The sequence below is a fragment of the Streptomyces tyrfis genome (assembly GCF_037034285.1).
Lineage (GTDB): Bacteria > Actinomycetota > Actinomycetes > Streptomycetales > Streptomycetaceae > Streptomyces.
The window spans coordinates 97,515-114,905 of the sequence record NZ_JBAGJZ010000007.1 but is presented as its reverse complement, the minus strand read 5'-3'; the positions used below and the strand labels follow the sequence as shown (position 1 = coordinate 114,905).

19 protein-coding genes are annotated in these 17,391 nt (G+C 70.3%); 15 read left to right on the top strand and 4 right to left on the bottom strand.

Annotated features, from left to right (window positions below; genetic code table 11):
• Positions 1 to 2 precede the first annotated feature (2 nt).
• Positions 3 to 983: an alpha-ketoacid dehydrogenase subunit beta gene (locus WA762_RS07680; RefSeq protein ID WP_335934016.1), complete on the top strand. Its 981-nt coding sequence runs from the start codon at positions 3 to 5 to the stop codon at positions 981 to 983.
• A gap of 19 nt (positions 984 to 1,002) precedes the next feature.
• Entirely contained in the window at positions 1,003 to 2,526 is a 1,524-nt protein-coding gene (locus WA762_RS07675; protein WP_335934014.1) for a dihydrolipoamide acetyltransferase family protein, read from the top strand.
• 66 nt (positions 2,527 to 2,592) lie between these two features.
• On the opposite strand, the gene WA762_RS07670 is transcribed toward WA762_RS07675, so the two are convergent.
• Entirely contained in the window at positions 2,593 to 3,165 is a 573-nt protein-coding gene (locus tag WA762_RS07670; protein WP_335934012.1) for an ATP-binding protein, read from the bottom strand.
• A gap of 232 nt (positions 3,166 to 3,397) precedes the next feature.
• On the opposite strand from WA762_RS07670, the gene WA762_RS07665 reads away from it, so the two are divergent.
• From WA762_RS07665 to WA762_RS07625, 9 genes are all read left to right on the top strand, one after another.
• On the top strand, positions 3,398 to 4,282 hold the full coding sequence (locus WA762_RS07665; protein WP_335934010.1) for a helix-turn-helix domain-containing protein: 885 nt from the start codon (positions 3,398 to 3,400) through the stop codon (positions 4,280 to 4,282).
• A gap of 5 nt (positions 4,283 to 4,287) precedes the next feature.
• The gene (locus WA762_RS07660) at positions 4,288 to 4,473 is read left to right on the top strand and encodes a DUF397 domain-containing protein (RefSeq protein ID WP_335934008.1); all 186 of its coding nucleotides are present in this window, start codon (positions 4,288 to 4,290) and stop codon (positions 4,471 to 4,473) included.
• A 170-nt stretch (positions 4,474 to 4,643) separates the two neighbouring features.
• Entirely contained in the window at positions 4,644 to 5,162 is a 519-nt protein-coding gene (locus WA762_RS07655) for a GNAT family N-acetyltransferase (RefSeq protein ID WP_335934151.1), read from the top strand.
• A gap of 131 nt (positions 5,163 to 5,293) precedes the next feature.
• Positions 5,294 to 6,382: a hypothetical protein gene (locus WA762_RS07650; protein WP_335934007.1), complete on the top strand. Its 1,089-nt coding sequence runs from the start codon at positions 5,294 to 5,296 to the stop codon at positions 6,380 to 6,382.
• A gap of 208 nt (positions 6,383 to 6,590) precedes the next feature.
• Positions 6,591 to 6,806 (top strand): hypothetical protein, encoded by a 216-nt coding sequence (locus WA762_RS07645; protein WP_335934005.1) that lies wholly within the window; start codon positions 6,591 to 6,593, stop codon positions 6,804 to 6,806.
• A complete protein-coding gene (locus WA762_RS07640) occupies positions 6,787 to 7,341 on the top strand; it encodes a DUF6879 family protein (RefSeq protein WP_335934004.1) in 555 nt (184 codons plus the stop codon). The genes WA762_RS07645 and WA762_RS07640 overlap by 20 nt, the downstream gene beginning before the upstream one ends.
• Positions 7,310 to 8,182: a helix-turn-helix domain-containing protein gene (locus tag WA762_RS07635; protein WP_335934003.1), complete on the top strand. Its 873-nt coding sequence runs from the start codon at positions 7,310 to 7,312 to the stop codon at positions 8,180 to 8,182. The genes WA762_RS07640 and WA762_RS07635 overlap by 32 nt, the downstream gene beginning before the upstream one ends.
• A gap of 251 nt (positions 8,183 to 8,433) precedes the next feature.
• Entirely contained in the window at positions 8,434 to 8,658 is a 225-nt protein-coding gene (locus WA762_RS07630) for a DUF397 domain-containing protein (RefSeq protein ID WP_335934002.1), read from the top strand.
• Between the two features lie 90 nt (positions 8,659 to 8,748).
• Entirely contained in the window at positions 8,749 to 9,216 is a 468-nt protein-coding gene (locus WA762_RS07625) for a hypothetical protein (RefSeq protein WP_335934001.1), read from the top strand.
• Between the two features lie 159 nt (positions 9,217 to 9,375).
• On the opposite strand, the gene WA762_RS07620 is transcribed toward WA762_RS07625, so the two are convergent.
• Positions 9,376 to 10,275: a D-alanyl-D-alanine carboxypeptidase family protein gene (locus WA762_RS07620; protein ID WP_335934000.1), complete on the bottom strand. Its 900-nt coding sequence runs from the start codon at positions 10,273 to 10,275 to the stop codon at positions 9,376 to 9,378.
• Positions 10,276 to 10,643: 368 nt separating this feature from the next.
• Between WA762_RS07620 and WA762_RS07615 the strand changes: the two genes are divergently transcribed.
• Both WA762_RS07615 and WA762_RS07610 read left to right on the top strand, forming a co-directional pair.
• On the top strand, positions 10,644 to 11,414 hold the full coding sequence (locus WA762_RS07615; protein WP_335933999.1) for a GntR family transcriptional regulator: 771 nt from the start codon (positions 10,644 to 10,646) through the stop codon (positions 11,412 to 11,414).
• Positions 11,411 to 12,721, top strand: coding sequence for an MFS transporter (locus WA762_RS07610; RefSeq protein ID WP_335933998.1), 1,311 nt, complete (start codon positions 11,411 to 11,413; stop codon positions 12,719 to 12,721). The genes WA762_RS07615 and WA762_RS07610 overlap by 4 nt, the downstream gene beginning before the upstream one ends.
• A gap of 303 nt (positions 12,722 to 13,024) precedes the next feature.
• Here WA762_RS07610 and WA762_RS07605 read toward each other — a convergent pair whose 3' ends face one another.
• Complete coding sequence (locus WA762_RS07605; protein WP_335933997.1) at positions 13,025 to 13,849, bottom strand: maleylpyruvate isomerase family mycothiol-dependent enzyme; 825 nt, start codon at positions 13,847 to 13,849, stop codon at positions 13,025 to 13,027.
• Between the two features lie 170 nt (positions 13,850 to 14,019).
• Here WA762_RS07605 and WA762_RS07600 point away from each other — a divergent pair, with 170 nt between their 5' ends.
• Positions 14,020 to 14,820 carry a carbon-nitrogen family hydrolase gene (locus WA762_RS07600; protein WP_335933996.1) on the top strand — a complete coding sequence of 267 codons (801 nt, stop codon included), beginning with the start codon at positions 14,020 to 14,022 and terminating at the stop codon, positions 14,818 to 14,820.
• A 73-nt stretch (positions 14,821 to 14,893) separates the two neighbouring features.
• On the opposite strand, the gene WA762_RS07595 is transcribed toward WA762_RS07600, so the two are convergent.
• The gene (locus WA762_RS07595; protein ID WP_335933994.1) at positions 14,894 to 15,406 is read right to left on the bottom strand and encodes an LURP-one-related/scramblase family protein; all 513 of its coding nucleotides are present in this window, start codon (positions 15,404 to 15,406) and stop codon (positions 14,894 to 14,896) included.
• Between the two features lie 100 nt (positions 15,407 to 15,506).
• On the opposite strand from WA762_RS07595, the gene WA762_RS07590 reads away from it, so the two are divergent.
• Positions 15,507 to 17,345: an NHL domain-containing thioredoxin family protein gene (locus WA762_RS07590; protein WP_335933992.1), complete on the top strand. Its 1,839-nt coding sequence runs from the start codon at positions 15,507 to 15,509 to the stop codon at positions 17,343 to 17,345.
• The last annotated feature ends 46 nt before the right edge of the window (positions 17,346 to 17,391 follow it).

The following is a 17,391-nucleotide window of genomic DNA, read 5'->3' as shown; positions in this document are numbered from 1 at the left end:
CCATGGCCGTGGAAAAGATGTCGATCGCGAAGGCGCTCAACGAGTCGCTGCGCAAGGCCCTCGAAACCGACCCCAAGGTCCTCATCATGGGTGAGGACGTCGGCAAGCTGGGCGGCGTCTTCCGGATCACCGACGGGCTCCAGAAGGACTTCGGTGAGGAGCGGGTGATCGACACCCCGCTCGCGGAGTCCGGCATCGTCGGCACCGCGATCGGTCTGGCCCTGCGCGGCTACCGGCCGATCGTGGAGATCCAGTTCGACGGCTTCGTCTTCCCGGCGTACGACCAGATCGTCACTCAGCTCGCCAAGATGCACGCCCGCGCGCTCGGCAAGGTCAAGATGCCGGTCGTCGTACGGATCCCGTACGGCGGCGGCATCGGCGCGGTCGAGCACCACAGTGAGTCCCCCGAGGCCCTGTTCGCGCACGTGGCGGGCCTGAAGGTGGTCTCGCCATCGAATGCGAGCGACGCGTACTGGATGATGCAGCAGGCGGTCCAGAGCGACGACCCGGTCATCTTCTTCGAGCCGAAGCGCCGCTACTGGGACAAGGGCGAGGTCGCCACCGACGCCATCCCCGGCCCGCTGCACCGCGCCGCCGTGGCGCGCACCGGCTCCGACCTCACGCTCGTCGCGTACGGGCCGATGGTGAAGGTCTGCCTGGCGGCGGCCGAGGCGGCCGAGGAGGAGGGCCGGTCGATCGAGGTCCTGGACCTGCGGTCGATGTCCCCGATCGACTTCGACGCCATCCAGACCTCGGTCGAGAAGACCGGCCGGCTCGTCGTGGTCCACGAGGCGCCGGTGTTCTACGGCTCCGGGGCCGAGATCGCCGCTCGCATCACGGAGCGCTGCTTCTACCACCTGGAGGCGCCGGTGCTGAGGGTCGGCGGCTACCACGCCCCGTACCCGCCGGCGCGGCTGGAGGACGAATACCTGCCGGGTCTCGACCGTGTGCTCGACGCCGTCGACCGCTCGCTGGCGTACTGAGGACTGGGGCGTGACAACGATGACGACCGACACTTCCAACGCCGCTCGCGTCCGCGAGTTCAAGATGCCCGACGTGGGCGAGGGTCTGACCGAGGCGGAGATCCTCAAGTGGTACGTCCAGCCCGGTGACGCCGTCACGGACGGGCAGGTCGTGTGCGAGGTCGAGACGGCGAAGGCGGCCGTGGAGCTGCCGATCCCGTTCGACGGCGTGGTGCACGAGCTGCGCTTCCCCGAGGGCACGACCGTCGACGTCGGCGAGGTGATCATCGCGGTGGACGTGGCCCCCGGCGGTGGGGCCCCGGCCGCCGCCCCGGAGCCGGCCGTGGCCCAGGAGCCCCCGGCGGCCCCCGCGGAGCCCGCGGCCCCCGCGACCGGCTCGGGACGCCAGCCGGTCCTGGTCGGGTACGGCGTGGCCGAGACCTCCACCAAGCGGCGCGCCCGCAAGGGCGACGCGGCGGCGGCCCGCGCGGCCGCGTCGGCCGCCGCGGCGGCGGTGCAGGGCGAGCTGAACGGCCACGGCCACGGTCCCGGCAACGGCTCCGGCTCCGCTCCCGGTTCCGGTTCCGTGACCACGGCGGCCCGGGAGAACCGGCCGCTCGCCAAGCCGCCGGTGCGCAAGCTGGCGAAGGACCTGGGCATCGACCTGACGACCGTCGTGCCGACCGGCGCGGGCGGGATCATCACCCGCGAGGACGTGCACGCGGCGGCCGCGCTCGTGGCGGCGCAGGCCCAACCGGCTCCGGCCGCCGCGCCGACGCCCGCCGAGCCGGCCCGGACCCCGGCCCAGGCCCCGGCTCCCGTGCTCGCCGAGGAGCCGTCCGCCGGCTCCGCCGTCCCGGGCGCCCGGGAGACCCGCATCCCGGTCAAGGGCGTACGCAAGGCCATCGCCCAGGCGATGGTCGGCAGCGCCTTCACCGCGCCGCACGTCACGGAGTTCGTGACCGTCGACGTGACGCGCACGATGAAGCTGGTCGCGGAGCTCAAGGCGGACAAGGACCTCGCCGGGGTCCGGGTCAACCCGCTGCTCATCATCGCCAAGGCGCTGCTGGTGGCGATCCGCCGCAACCCGGACATCAACGCCGCGTGGGACGAGGCGAACCAGGAGATCGTGCGCAAGCACTACGTCAACCTGGGCATCGCCGCCGCCACCCCGCGCGGCCTGATCGTGCCGAACATCAAGGACGCGCACGACAAGACCCTTCCCGAACTCGCGTCGGAACTGAGCGAGTTGGTGGCCACGGCGCGCGAGGGCAAGACGTCCCCGGCCGCCATGGCGGGCGGCACCGTGACGATCACCAACGTCGGCGTCTTCGGCGTCGACACGGGCACGCCGATCCTCAACCCCGGCGAGTCCGCGATCCTCGCGGTCGGCGCGATCAAGCTTCAGCCATGGGTCCACAAGGGGAAGGTGAAGCCCCGTCAGGTCACCACGCTGGCCCTGTCGTTCGACCACCGCCTGGTCGACGGCGAGCTGGGCTCCAAGGTCCTGGCGGACGTCGCCGCGATCCTGGAGCAGCCGAAGCGCCTGATCACCTGGGGCTGACGCCCTCCGGCCGCCTCGTCGAACCGCCGTCCGCCGTACGACGCCGGTTCGACGACACGGCCCGGCTCACTCACCGCCGGTGGGCCCGCGCGTTCCGACGCGCGGGCCCACCGGCGTCTCCACGCCCTTCGCCGGTACGGACCGGGCGGCCAGGGCGAGTTCGGCGAAGACGGTCTTGCCGACGGTACGGGGCTCGATGCCCCAGTCGTCCGCGATCCGGGAGACGATCACCAGCCCGCGCCCGGTCTCCGCGTCGGCGTCCCCGCGCACCCCGGGCAGCCGCTCGCCGCACGCGTCGCTGACCTCGATCCGCAGGGCCGCGGCCGTGAGGACCAGCCGGACCCGGAACAGCCGGTCGGGCAGGGTGCCGTGCAACAGCGCGTTGGTGGCCAACTCGCTGACCAGCAGGGCCGCGTCGCCGGCCAGTGCCGGATGCCCCCACTCCGCGACGAGCCGCGCGGCCCGCCGACGGCAGAAGGCGACGTTGTGGGCGTACGGCGTGTAGTCGAGCCGGTCCTCACGGAGCACGGGGCCGGGCGACGCGGGGGCGGACGACGCGGGGGCGGGGGATGCGGGGACGGACGACGCGGAGCCGGGGGATACGGGGGAGGGCGTCGGAACCTCTTGGGCTGCGGTCATGGGCGCGAGCTCCTCGGGTGGGGGCGGTGGCGATGCCGTGTCCGCGCGAAACGGGCAGGACGGTGCACTTCCGCCAAGGGGTACGCCGCTGGGTGAGCGGCTGGGCACTGAACGTAGCCACATGTGTGTCCCGCACTCAAGCTGTTCGGGGAATATCTTCCCCGAACGAGCGAACGCGCCTGCCTGTGCAGTGATTGCTGGCACACTGAGAGTGATCTACGGAAGGGCCGGCATGCAGAAGTCCGGTAGTGGTGCGCGCGGCAACCGAGCTTCGACCGTGCTCGGACGACGTCTCGGCGGCGAGCTGCAACGGCTGCGCCTGGCAGCGGGAATGACGCAGCACCAGGCAGCTCAGTACCTGAGCGCGACCGCGACCAAGGTCGTCAAGATGGAGAGCGGCTGGGTGCCGATGCGCGACCCGGACATTCGGGCGCTGTGCCAGCTGTACAGGGTCGACGACACCGTGAAGCTCGGCCGATTGCTGGCCCTCGCGGCTGCGGACCGGGGGCGACGCAAGGCCAGCGGTTGGTGGAATCAGTACCCGCAGCTTCAGTCCATGGTGGAGTATGTGGCGCTTGAGGACATCGCCACTGGCGTGCGTACCTGGCAACTCTCCATCGTGCCCGGCCTGCTTCAGACAGCCGACTACGCCCGTGCGCTCGCCGTGGGCAATGGCTCCTGGGACGATCCCGACGAGATCGAGCCCTTTGTGGAGTCCAGGATGGTCCGCCAGGCGCGCCTGACCGGGCGACGGCCACTGGAACTGTGGGCGGTGATGAGCGAAGGCGCGCTACGTCAGCTGGTTGGCGGCAGAGACGTCATGCGGGAGCAACTCGGGCATTTGCTGGACGTGTCCCGGCAGCCGAACGTGAAACTTCAGGTGGTGCCCAGCCTCGCAGGTGCCCACCCCGGTATGACCAGTGCCTTCACCATCGTCTCGTTTGCTGAGCCCGGCGCTCTCGATGTCGTGCACATGGACACCACCTCGACGACGCTCTGGCTGGAGAGCGATACTGATGCGGACCGTCACGGCAGATTGTTCGACCGCATCTCGCGGTTGGGGCTCGCGCAGCGCAACACGGTCGGACTGATCGAACGAATCCTCAAGGAGCTGTAGTCCGGGTGTCCGCATTCGAGTTCGTGAAGTCCACCTATAGCGGCGGCAACGCTGGACAAGAGTGCGTAGAGGTCGCCCGTAACGTCCCCGGCGTGGTCGCCGTCCGCGACTCCAAGGACCCCGCCGGCCCGGTCGTGCTCGTCGCGTCCGCCGCGTGGGACGCCTTTCGGGCGGGGCTCGTTCGGGCGTAGCGGAGCGCCGCGCGCGGTGCCAGGTTCTGCCCGGCAGGAGTCGGCGGCCTTCTCGTGACGGGCGGCGATCCCGCGCCACCGCTTTGAGCGGTCGGAGCGTCGTTGGCTGGTCGTGACGCCAGGGCCTGTGTTTGCATGCCGGAGTGAACACCAGGAGCATCGGGGCGGCCGTGGAGAGGCCGGGTCCCCGCGTCCGGCCGAGGACCGTTGGCGATGTCGAGAAATGCGTAAGGGTTCTCGCGGAAGTCCACCGATGTGATGGTTACCCGGTGAACTGGCCTGACCGGCCCGACGCATGGCTGTCGCAGGCTTCTCTGCTGGAGGCCTGGGTCGCTGAACTCGACGGCCGTCTCGTCGGCCATGTCGGTCTGTCCCGCAGCGGCGAAGGGGATCTGGCCCCCGGCGTGTGGGGCGAGCGGAGCGGGACGAGTGAGGACCTGACCGCGGTGGTCAGCCGGCTGTTCGTCGCCCCGTGGGCCAGGGGGCATGGGATCGGTGCGCTTCTGATCGGCCGGGCCGTGGAGGAAGCACGACGCCGCGGTCTGCAGCCCGTGCTCGACGTCGTGGCGTCCGATACCGCCGCCGCAGCCCTGTACGAGCGGTTGGGCTGGGAACTGATGGCCACGGTCGATCAACGGTGGAGCGCGTCTCAGGTGGTGACCGTCCACTGCTACGCGGCGACGCCGTGACCCGGCCGGGAGTTGACGCGAGGTGAAACCGAACGTGTCGAACGTGGTACGTTCTGTCACCCCGAACTCAATATGTGACCCCGGCAGCGCGCCAACGCTCCGGGGTCCGGCACAAGGAGAAAGCCCTCCTCATGCAGATTCATCGTAGCCGCCATGCGTGCGGTTTCACTGTTCTTCCCAACGCGCTGTTGCAGGACCGGCGGTTGTCGTACACCGCCCGTGGTCTGCTGGCCGACCTGCTGTCCCGCCCGGACGGATGGTCGGAGGACGGCCGGCGGATGGCCGACACCAGCCCGCAGGGCCGTATCGCGGTCGCGAAGGCGCTGCGGGAGCTGACCGCCTTCGGGTACTACCGGGTCCACAAGGTTCGCCGCCCGGACGGGACGTTCGTCAGCGAGGTCCACGTCTACGACACCCCGCAGGCCGCCCCGGGTCCGGGCGCGAAGTGCCAGGTCGTACCGGGTGCCGGTTGTCCGGGTCCCGGTGGGCCGACCGCCGGTGACCCGGGTGCCAACCCCGTAAAGGACCGAAGGGAAACACCCTCCCTCCCCGCCGGGCGCCGACGTGCGAGCGCGGTCGGCACGGCTGACGCCGCCACCTGTACGGACCGTACGGGCGAGGCCGCGAAGCCGCCAACGGGGTCGGAGACGTCACAGGCGTCCGGGGCGCCAAGGGCGCCCGGGCTTCCGGCGGCGTCGGAGACACCCGCGGGGCGGGACCTCGGCGGCGCCGTTCCGTCGGCGGACGGTGCCCAAGGAGCGGCGGCGGCCGTGCTGTTACGGGCGGTCGGCGCGGAACCGCGGCTGCGACTGGGCGTGGTCGAGGCGTTGGCGCTCGCGCCGCTGGTGTCCGCCTGGCTGGAGCGCGGCTACGGCGAACGCGATCTCGCCGGGGCCCTGTTGGGCGGGCTGCCCGCCCGTATCCACTCCGTCTCGGCGTTGCTGGGCGACCGCCTGACCCGCAAGCTGCCCCCGGCCCTCGAACCACCGCGTTCCGGGCGGTCCGGCCCGGCCGTGGCCCACTGGGCGGAGTGCGGCGAATGCGGCCGCCCGACCCCGCACGAGGGCGTCTGCCGCGCCTGCGCGGTCCCGGCCGACGCCCCCCGGCCCGACGACGGCACCGCCTTCCGCACCCGTACGGCGGCCAGAGGCCGCGCCCTGGTCCGCGCCGCGCTGCGAACGGCGGGCCGCGCGGAGCTGCCCGCCGCCGACGCGGCCTGAACGCGAGCGTCGTGCACGTGCGGGCCGAGCCGGGGCACTGCTTCTCGGGGACGCCGAGGAGGAGGCTCCTGCCGACGCTGCTCCGAGCACATGCGCCCGTGACCCGATTCCACCGTTCTATGCGACTACGTGACTGAGCGGCGGGCCGCCCTTGTGACAGGGGTACAACGGTCCGTAGCTTGCTCACCACAGACCGGAGGGAGTTTCGGTGGACGGACTGCGGATCATCGCCGGCGGACCATGCCGAAGCGGCGACGACAAGTGCGGGAACGGCGACTGCCCGACCGTGTACACGACACGGGAACCCGGCATGCTGGCCGTCCAGGGCTACGACGTTGCCTACCCGACGCCGGAGGGTGAATCGGTCGTGCTCATCTCGGAAGACATCCTGAAGGAGGCCGCCCGTGTCCGAGGATGGCTCTGACTCCGTACGACTGAATGATCCCGTGTACCTGGACGGGGAGGAGTGGCAGGCGTACTTCCGCGACTTCAGGCGTTCCGCGTTCCGGCTCGAAGTTCATCAGACGTACACGATGCCCGCTGAGACGGAGACGGTCGGTGCCTTCCTGGCCGGGGAGCCGATGCCGGAGGGGTTCAACGTGCCGTGGCACCGGACCATCCGGGAACACGCGGCAGCGGGGCGGTCGATGACCCGCGCCAAGATCGTGTGTCGGCCGCTGACACCGTACAGCCGCTATCTCTTCGAGTGGTGCATCCCCGGAAACGTCGAGGCCGGGGAGGACTACCGGATCGTGGACCTGACCGACCGGCCGAATCCCGGACTGCCTGAACAGGACTTCTGGCTGTTCGACGAGGAGACGGTCGTTCATCTCAACTACCGCTCCGACGGGACCCAGATCAATCGGGAGCTGATCAAGGACCCGGAAATCGGTAAATATCTCGCGTGGCGGGATCTCGCGCTAGAAAGTGCCTTGCCGTTCCGTGCCTATCGAACCTGAAAAGCAAGCGCGGGGCCGTAAAGAATTGGCGGAGGCCCTTCGGGGTCTCCGCCGAGCTGCCGGCCTCAGCGGTGAACGCCTGGCGCTTCGCTGCAACATGAGTCAGACGAAGATCAGTCGTATCGAAACCGGGAGGGCGCTGCCCATCGTTATTGATGTCGAACGTATCCTCGGCGCGCTGGCCGTGCCCGAAGAGCTTGCCGTCGAGCTTGTCGGCCTGGCGCGAAGGGCCAATGTCGACTACGCCTCCTGGCGGTCCTACGCGCGCGTGGGTCTCTACCGCAAGCAATCCGAATTGAGGGCACTCGAGACTTCGTCGCGGGTGATGCGGCATTTCTTGCCGGCTGTGCCCACGGGGCTGCTGCACGTGCGCGAGTACGCCGTCGAAACGCTGTCGCCCACGGTGACCGGCGATCCGAGCCGTGATGTCGCCCGAGCCGTCCAGGCCCGGATGGACCGTCAGGCCGTCTTGGACGACACGTCGCGTTCGTTCTGGTTCCTGATGACCGAGCAGGCCGTCGGGTGGCGGCGTGCCAGCACCGGGGCCATGGCTGCGCAGTGCGCGCATATGGCCGAGGTCAACAGGAAACCGAACGTGGAGATCGGGATAATCCGAAGCGACGTACAGGTTCCCGGCACGCCCATGAACATTTTTGTTATCTATGACGATCGTCTTGTGACGGTCGAGCTCTTCTCCGGGGAGGTCGTTTTGCGTGACCCCAGGGATATAAGCCAGCACCTCAATTTGTTCGATCTCTTCTGGTCTCACGCTCTGACCGGTGACGACGCTTCCGGCTATTTGGAAGAGGTCGCAGACGGATTTATGCGTCAACGTGACTAGCTCTCCACAAGTATCCATCGCGGGCGCGAGAATAAAGCTGTGGAGAACGAACGGAAAACCTCGGAACTGAAACCAGGGCCCGCGAAGTGGTTTGCCTGAGCGGCTTTCCACGCGTTCGCGCGGTGCCGGCGCCGCACCGAGCGCGGTGTGCTCCGGGCTGTTGAACTACGTCTTTCCTCCCATGAACTCCCGTCCGGCAGGGCGGCGGCGGTCAGCCATGGCCGCGATCAGTTGAGCAGGAAGGTGCAGTGATGGAGAACGGAACCGGCCTGTACGCGCTTGACATCAGCGGAGCCTCGTTCGTGAAGGCGTGCGGCGGGCCCTGTACCGAAGGGTGCGTGACCCTGGCCCGGATCGACGACGACTCCTGGGCCCTGGGAGACAGCAAGCGGCCGGACGCGCAGCCGCTGAGGTTCACCACGGCGGAACTGGACGCGGCCGGCATCGACCCGGCGCGGTTCGGCCTGTCCGCCTGACCGATCCCCTCCTCGGCCGGTCCCGGCCCACTCCTGCGACGGACCGGGACCGGCCGGCCCTTTTGCGAAGAGACCGAACAGGAACGGCTGGTGCACATTCACGGCTACATGTGGTCGGGCCCGAAGAACCGATTCGACCAAGAGGCGCTTCGCCGGCCTCCTTACCCGGAACCGCCACCGGCCGGGAGCAAGCCGGAACTGATCCAGCGCTATCGGGAAGTGGCAGCCGAGTTCCCGGTGTCCGATCTGCCGCCGCTGGAGACGGCGTACTGGCTTGTGAAGCCCCGTTCGCTGGTTCGCGGGACATGGAACGAGGCGGAGAAGGCGGCGGCCTGGCTGGGGGAACGGCTGGCCGAGTGTGCGGCCCGGTTCGCTTCCGAGAGGGACCGGGACATCACCCGCCAGGCCGTGCTGGTCGACTCGGCGGCTGAGCAGCTGGAGGCGGGGGCCGACGTGTCGCTCGGCTTCTATCTCGAACGTCCGTCGTATCTGCATCTGGCACTGGTGGCGTGCTCCCCGAACCGCGCGATGCCCGAACTGGATTGCCCCGTGCGGTAGAGAACTCGGCCGCCTACTCCCGCCACCCGCCGGACTGTCCCCGGCTCAGGCACCGCATACGCCACACCGCGCAGGCGCGCGTGGCCGGGGCCGTACGGCGGGAGGGGCCCCGCGTGGTGCGGGGCCCCTCCTCGTGCGTAGGCGTGGTGCCGGACCGGGCTACTTCTTGAAGCCGTAGTCCATGATCTTCTTCATGTCCGCGGTGCGGGTGGTCGCGCTCGTGGAGGACAGCACCGTGCCGATGATCGTCTTGCCGTTGCGGGTCGCGGCGAAGACCAGGCAGTACTTGGCCGTCGGGCCGGAGCCGGTCTTCACGCCGATCGCGCCGCTGTAGCTGCTGAGCATCGCGTTGGTGTTGGACCACGACATGTAGCGGTAGCCACCGGTCTTCGTGGTGACCTTCTGCTTCGTCGACTTGGTCTTCACGACCGTGCGGAACGTGGAGTTCTTCATCGCGCTGGAGGCGAGCTTCGTCAGGTCGCGCGGCGTCGAGTAGTTCGAGCCGTTGCCTATGCCGTCGAACGAGTCGAAGCGGGTGTTCTTCATGCCGAGCGCCTTGGCCGTGGAGTTCATCTTGCCGACGAACGACTTCACGCGGGCCGCACGGGTGGAACCGGAGCCGAACTTGTCGGCCAGCGCGTACGCGGCGTCGCAGCCGGACGGCAGCATCAGGCCGTACAACAGCTGGCGGACCGTGACCTTGTCGCCCACGATCAGACGGGCCGACGAGGCGTTCTTGGAGACGATGTAGTCGCTGTACGCCTTCTCGATCGTGACCTTGGCGTCCAGGTTGAGGTTCTTCTGGTCCAGGACGACCTTGGCGGTCATGATCTTGGTGGTGGAACCGGTGGAGCGGCGGGTGTCCGCGGCCTTGCCGTAGAGGGCCTTCCCGTTCCCGTTGTTCATCACGAAACCGCCCTTGGCGGTGATCGTGGGAGTGGGCGGCGCGGCGGCCTGGGCCGCGGAGGCGAACACGGTGCCCGCGATGACGGCACCCGCCGTGAGGCCCACGGTGGCGACGGCAGAAACGCGGTGTATGCCCTTAATGCCGATTTTCAACTTGAGTGCTCCCAAATGCCCCTGAAATGCGGCCACATGAAGGTGCCGCTCGGTGATGTGACTCCTGAGGGGCGGGAAAGGATGCGCTGATTTCCGGGATTCCCGGGTTCCTGGGGCAATTTCGGGGTCAAGGGAGTTTCAGGGGAGGGTCAAGGGGGTCGTCCGGGCGTCTGCGCGGAGATCGCGTGGAGTGTGCCGGCGTGGGTGTGGGGCCGATCCGGGCGGTATGCGCGGGGCGTCCGGAGCGTGCGTGGGGGTCGTGCGGGCGGCGCTCGGGGGTCGCTCGGGCGGCGTGCGGAGGGCGTGCGGGAGTGTCCGTGGATTGAATGATTTTCGTGATGTACGCATGTTGTATCTATCATGTGTGCATGCCTTCCCCTCTCCCTGTCGTGAAGATCTCTGCCGAGCCCGCAACCGAGTCCACCGTGAAGACCGCTGTGAAGGCGTCCGCGAAGCCGCCGGGGGAGGCGAGGAGGGCCGGGGAGGCGAAGTCGCCCGCCGTCAAGCAGCCGCCCGCCGCCGAGCGGGTCTACGCCCACGTCAAGGAAGCGGTCCTGGAGCGCCGGTACGAGGGCGGCACGCTGCTCACCGAAGGGCACCTGGCCGAGGCAGTCGGGGTCTCGCGCACCCCGGTGCGGGAGGCGCTGCTGCGGCTGGAGGTCGAGGGGCTGATCAAGCTGTACCCGAAGAAGGGCGCCCTCGTGCTCGCCGTCTCCGCGCAGGAGATCGCGGACGTGGTGGAGACCCGGCTGCTGGTCGAGGAGTTCGCGGCCCGCAAGGCCGTGCCGGCCTCGGCGCGGCTGATCGGGCGGCTCGAAGAACTGCTCGAAGAGCAGCGGCAGTTGGCCCGCGACGGGGACCTCGCCGCGGTGTCCGTCAAGGACCGCTGCTTCCACGCGGAGATCGTGCGCAACGCGGGCAACGACATCCTCTCCCGCCTCTACGACCAGCTGCGCGACCGGCAGTTGAGAATGGGGGTCGCCGTGATGGAGGCGCATCCGGACCGGATCGCGGCGAACATCACCGAGCACGGCGAGCTGCTGGACGCCATCAGGTCCGGTGACGCGGACGGCGCGGCGCAGGTCGTGCGACGCCACGTGGGCCGGGTCAAGGTGCTGGTCAGGGGTGAGGACCGGTGAGCTCAGCCGCCGCTCCCACCCTGTCCCTGCCCGGCGATCCACCCGGCGGCCGGCGTGCCGTGTGGGTCTGGGGCATCGGCGTCGCCGTCTACTTCGTCGCCATCATCTTCCGCACCAGCCTGGGCGTGGCCGGGCTCGACGCCGCCGACCGCTTCCACGTCAACGCGTCCGCGCTCTCCACGTTCTCCATCCTCCAGCTGCTCGTCTACGCGGGCATGCAGATACCCGTCGGCCTGATGATCGACCGGCTCGGCACCAAGAAGGTCCTCGCCCTCGGAGCCGTCCTGTTCACGCTGGGGCAGCTGGGCTTCGCGCTCTCGCCCTCGTACGGCATGGCGCTGGTGTCCAGGGCGCTGCTCGGCTGCGGCGACGCGATGACGTTCATCAGCGTGCTGCGGCTGGGCACCCGCTGGTTCCCGGCGCGGCGCGGCCCGTTGATCGGGCAGATCGCCGCGCTGTTCGGGATGGCGGGCAACCTCGTCTCGACGCTCTTCATCGCCAGGGCCCTGCACGGACTGGGCTGGACCACCACCTTCGTCGGCAGCGCCGGGGCCGGGGTCGTCGTCCTGGTCCTCCTGCTGCTGTTCCTGAAGGACCACCCCGAGGGCCACGAGCCGCCGCCCGCGACGCGCGCGGGCGCCGCCTTCGTGCGCGAGCAGATCGCCGCCGCCTGGCGGGAGCCCGGCACCCGGCTGGGCATGTGGGTCCACTTCACCACGCAGTTCCCGGCCATGGTGTTCCTGCTGCTGTGGGGGCTGCCGTTCCTGGTGGAGGCGCAGGGGCTGAGCCGGTCCGCCGCCGGCGAGCTGCTCACCCTGGTGGTGCTGTCCAACATGGTGTTCGGGCTGGTCTACGGGCAGATCGTCGCCCGGCACCACGCGGCCCGCGCTCCGCTGGCGCTGGGCACGGTCGCGGTGACCGCCCTGCTCTGGGCGTCGACGATCTTCTACCCCGCCGCGCACGCGCCGACCTGGCTGCTGATCGTCCTCTGCGTGGTGCTCGGCGCCTGCGGTCCCGCGTCGATGATCGGCTTCGACTTCGCCCGCCCCGCCAACCCGCCGGAGCGGCAGGGCACCGCCTCGGGCATCGTCAACATGGGCGGCTTCATCGCGTCGATGACCACCCTGTTCGCCGTCGGTGTGCTGCTGGACGCCACGGGCGACAACTACCGGATCGCGTTCGCCTCGGTCTTCGTGCTGGAGGCGCTCGGCGTGGTCCAGATCCTGCGGCTGCACTCCCGGGCCACGCACCGCGAGCGGGAGAACCATGTGATCAGCCGCGTGGAGGCCGTGCACGTGCCCGTGTGACGGCTCGGTCGCGCCGGTCGGCGGCGCGCCCGTCCTCGTACGACGGGCGCCGCCGACCGCGAGGGCGCGGCGGACCGGTGCGTGCCGGGGAGGGGCGGAGGGTGCCGCAGCGGCACCAGCCCCATGACGGCGCATCAGGGCGTCGGGACGCACGGCGTCACGACATCACGGCGTCACGGAGTCACGACATCACGGAGTCATGCCGTCACGGCGTCGCGGAGTCATGCCGTCACGGCGTCGCGTTCTCGCGCTTCGTACCGGCGACGGCGTCGTGACGTCACCGTGCCGTGGTGCCGCGACCGCTCACGGCGTCACGGCGAAGTTGCGCAGGATCGCGTCCGCCAGGTCCTCGTCGCCCTCGATCTTGATGCGGTCCGCGACCGCGCCCGCCCGCACCCGGCCGCAGGCGAGCCGGGAGTACGTCTCCCAGTCCATCGCCAGCGTCACGACCGGCCCCAGCGACGGCGAACCGTCCACCGTGCCGCGGCCCTCCGCGTCGACTCTGACCGTGCGCAGGAACTCCACCGGCCCGTGCACATCGATCACCATCGCGGAATTCCGGGGCGCCCCCGCCTTCTCGGCGACCACCTTCGGCAGTTCGTCGAGCAACGCGTCCCGGACGATGGTGGCCCCGGGGGAGTCCAGGTTGCCGGGCCGGCCCAGCGCCACCCGCAGATCCTGCTCATGCACCCAGACGTCGAACGCCCGCATCCGCAGGGCCACTTCGAGGGTCTGCTCGGCGCCGAGCGGGGCCCGGACCATGGTCTGCGGGTCACGGTTCTCGTTGCGCAGCTGACGGGCGCGCCGGATGATCGTGTACTCCAGCTCGGCGAGCATCTCCGGCGAGGTGTGGTGGCGCCGCACGTCGACCTGCATCTCCATGTAACGGGCCAGGTCGTTCTGCATGTGGTAGAGGTCGCGCGGCAGCGAGTGGATCGGGCGCGGATCGCCGAGCTGCTCGCACTCCACGCCGATGATGTGGGAGACGATGTCGCGCACGGACCAGGCAGGACATGGCGTACGGCCGTTCCACTCCCCTTCGACGAGCGGCTTCACCAGCTCGGCTATCGACTCGATGGAATGGGTCCAGGCGTCGGCGTAGTTCTGGAGGCTGGGATGGACGGTCACGGGACCCCTCGTGCGGTTCTGCGGTGCATGGGCTGGAGTGCTGGGCGCGGGCGACGGACTGCGTGGGAGGTTCGATCGCTAAGTTACGCTGCGAGCAGGCACCCCGGCAGTGCTTTCGTGTGACGATCGTAGGCCCGTGTTGAGGGCTCGAATGCCAGGACGGTGGTAGTGTGCGCGCCTCGCTCATCCAGATCGCAGTAGATCCGGACGAATCCGTCGATTCCCGCAGGCGGCGGGCGGCTTCGCTGGTCGCGGCCCAGCGCGGCGCGGATCTGGTGGTCCTCCCGGAGCTGTGGACGGTGGGGGCCTTCGCGTACCCCGCCTTCGCCCAGGAGGCCGAACCGCTCCAGGGACCGACCCACGCGATCATGGCGAAGGCCGCCGTCGACGCCGGGGCCTGGCTGCACGCGGGCTCCTTCGTCGAGCGCTCGCCCGACGGCACGCTCTACAACACCGCGCTGGTCTTCACGCCCGAGGGCGAACGGGCCGCCGTGTACCGCAAGATCCACCGCTTCGGCTTCGACCAGGGCGAGGCGGTCATGATGGGCGCGGGCGAGGAACTCGTCACGGTGCCCCTGCCGCAGACCACGCTGGGCCTCGCCACCTGTTACGACCTGCGCTTCCCGGAGCTGTTCCGGGGCCTGGTGGACGCGGGCGCCGAGACCCTGGTCGTCGCGGCGGGCTGGCCCGAGCGGCGCCGCGCGCACTGGACGCTGCTGTCCCGGGCCCGCGCCGTCGAGAACCAGGCCTACGTCCTCGCCGTCGCCACGGCCGGCACCCACGGCGGGGTCCAGCAGGCCGGGCACAGCATCGTCGTCGACCCCTGGGGCGAGACCCTCGCGGAGGCGGGCGCGGACGAGGAGGTGCTGAGCGTGGAGCTCGACCCCGGGAAGGTGGCGGTGACCCGCGAGCAGTTCCCCGCGCTCAAGGACCGCCGCCTGGGGCTGACCCCGCCCGTCGTCGGCGCGTAACCGCTGCCGCGCGGGGAGCCGGGCGCGCCCGGCGGGCGGCGCGCGGGGCGTGTTTCACGTGAAACCGCCCGGATCAGCCGATGTGCTCCTTCTTCCGCTCCTTCTCCTCCTTCTCCGCCAGCAGGATGACGCAGACCGACACGGCGATGAGCAGCGCCGTGTCCGCGTCCTCCCGCACGATGTCGATGCCGTAGGTGTCCCGGACGGTCAGCCACCGGCGCGAGATCTGTGCCAGCAGCTCCCCGTCGTAGTCGATGGCGAACTCCCGGTCCAGGATCTTGCCGCTGACGTCCAGCTCGGTGCCGTCGACCAGCGTGACCCGGTAGTGGTTGCGCAGCAGCGACAGCCGCTTGCGCTTGACCCGGGCGAGCTGTTCGCCGTCGCGCTCGATGAGCATCGTGTCGCGCAGGCTGAGCAGCTTCCGCCGGATCTCGACCAGGATGCGCCCCTGCGCGTCCTTCAGTTCGAAGGTGTCCCGCAGCCGCAGGGCCTTCCCGTCGACGAGGAAGACCTTGCGGCCGTCCGCGTCCTCGATCCAGTAGTCGTCACCGATGGCGAAGAGGCGTTCCCGTACCTGGAATCTCATGGAGGACAGGTTCCCGCACGACCACCGGGAATGCGTGGACCCTCCGGCGGTCGCGGGCCCTCCGGAATGCGTGCGGGCCCGGGTGAGGTTGACTGTCCACATGGCAACACGTGCGCGCGTCAGGGCCCCCGAGCTGATCGGCAAGGGCGGCTGGCTCAACACCGGGGACCGGCAGTACACCCTCACCGACCTGCGGGGACGCATCGTCGTCCTGGATTTCTGGACCTTCTGCTGTGTGAACTGTCTGCATGTCCTCGATGAGCTGCGCGAGCTGGAGGAGAAGCACCGCGACACCGTCGTGATCATCGGCGTCCACTCGCCGAAGTTCGTCCATGAGGCCGAGCACCAGGCGGTCGTCGACGCCGTCGAGCGGTACGAGGTCCAGCACCCGGTGCTCGACGATCCGGAGCTGGCGACCTGGAAGCAGTACGCCGTGCGGGCCTGGCCCACGTTGGTGGTCATCGACCCCGAGGGCTATGTCGTCGCCCAGCACGCGGGCGAGGGCCATGCGCACGCCATCGAGAAGCTGGTCGAGGAGCTGGAGGCCGAGCACGAGGCGAAGGGCACCCTGCGCCGGGGCGATGGGCCCTATGTCCCGCCGGAGCCGGTCGCCACGCATCTGCGGTTCCCCGGCAAGATCCTGGCCCTGGCCGACGGCGGCTACCTGGTGTCCGACACCACCCGGCACCGGCTGGTCGAGATCGAAGGCGACGGGGAGACGGTCCGTCGGCACATCGGGACGGGGGAGCGGGGATTCGTCGACGGCGGCCCCGGCGAGGCGCGGTTCTCCGAACCCCAGGGGTTCGCCGCGCTGCCGGACGGGCGGATCGCGGTCGCGGACACCGTGAACCACGCGATCCGGGCCCTCGACCCGGCCACCGGGGAGGTCACGACCCTCGCCGGCACCGGCCGCCAGTGGTGGCAGGGGGCGGCGACGAGCGGCCCGGCCCGCGAGGTCGACCTCTCCTCGCCGTGGGACGTCGCCTGGTTCGCGGACCGGCTGTGGATCGCCATGGCGGGCGTGCACCAGCTGTGGACGTACGACCCGGCGACGGACACCGTCCGGGTCGCGGCGGGCACCACCAACGAGGGGCTGGTCGACGGTCCGGCCGAGGAGGCGTGGTTCGCCCAGCCGTCCGGGCTCGCCGTCTCGGCCGACGGGGAGCGGCTGTGGGTCGCGGACTCGGAGACGTCCGCGCTGCGGTACGTCGAACGCGACGGCGACGGCGACGGCACCGGCTTCGCCGTGCGCACGGCGGTCGGCACTGGTCTCTTCGACTTCGGGCACCGCGACGGCGCGGCCGGGCAGGCGCTGTTCCAGCACCCGCTGGGCGTGACCGCGCTGCCCGACGGCTCGGTCGCCGTCTGCGACACGTACAACCACGCGCTGCGACGCTACGACCCCGCGAGCGACGAGGTCAGCACCCTGGCCACGGACCTGCGCGAGCCCAGCGACGCCGTGCCGGCCGACGGCGATCTCGTCGTCGTCGAGTCCGCGCGGCACCGGCTGACCCGGCTGCGGCTGCCCGAGGAGGCGCTGCGGGTGGCCGACCGGGCGCACCGCACCCAGCGCGCGGCGACCGAGATCGCCCCGGGCAGGCTCCGGCTCGACGTGGTCTTCCAGGCGCCGACCGGGCAGAAGCTGGACACCCGGTACGGTCCGTCGACCCGGCTGCTGGTCTCGTCGACCCCGCCCGAGCTGCTGGCGGAGGGCGCCGGCGCCGGCACCGACCTGTTCCGCGAGCTGGTGCTGGCCGACGGCGTCACCGAGGGCGTCCTGCATGTGTCCGCGATGGCGGCGTCCTGCGACGACGACCCGGCGAACGAGTATCCGGCGTGCCATGTCCACCAGCAGGACTGGGGCGTGCCCGTCCGCGTGACCGCGGAGGGAACGTCCAGGCTGCCGCTGGTACTGGCGGGGATGGACGACCAGACCTGACGGGCGCGCGGATCCCCGGACGGGGATCCCGCCACGCGCAGCCCCG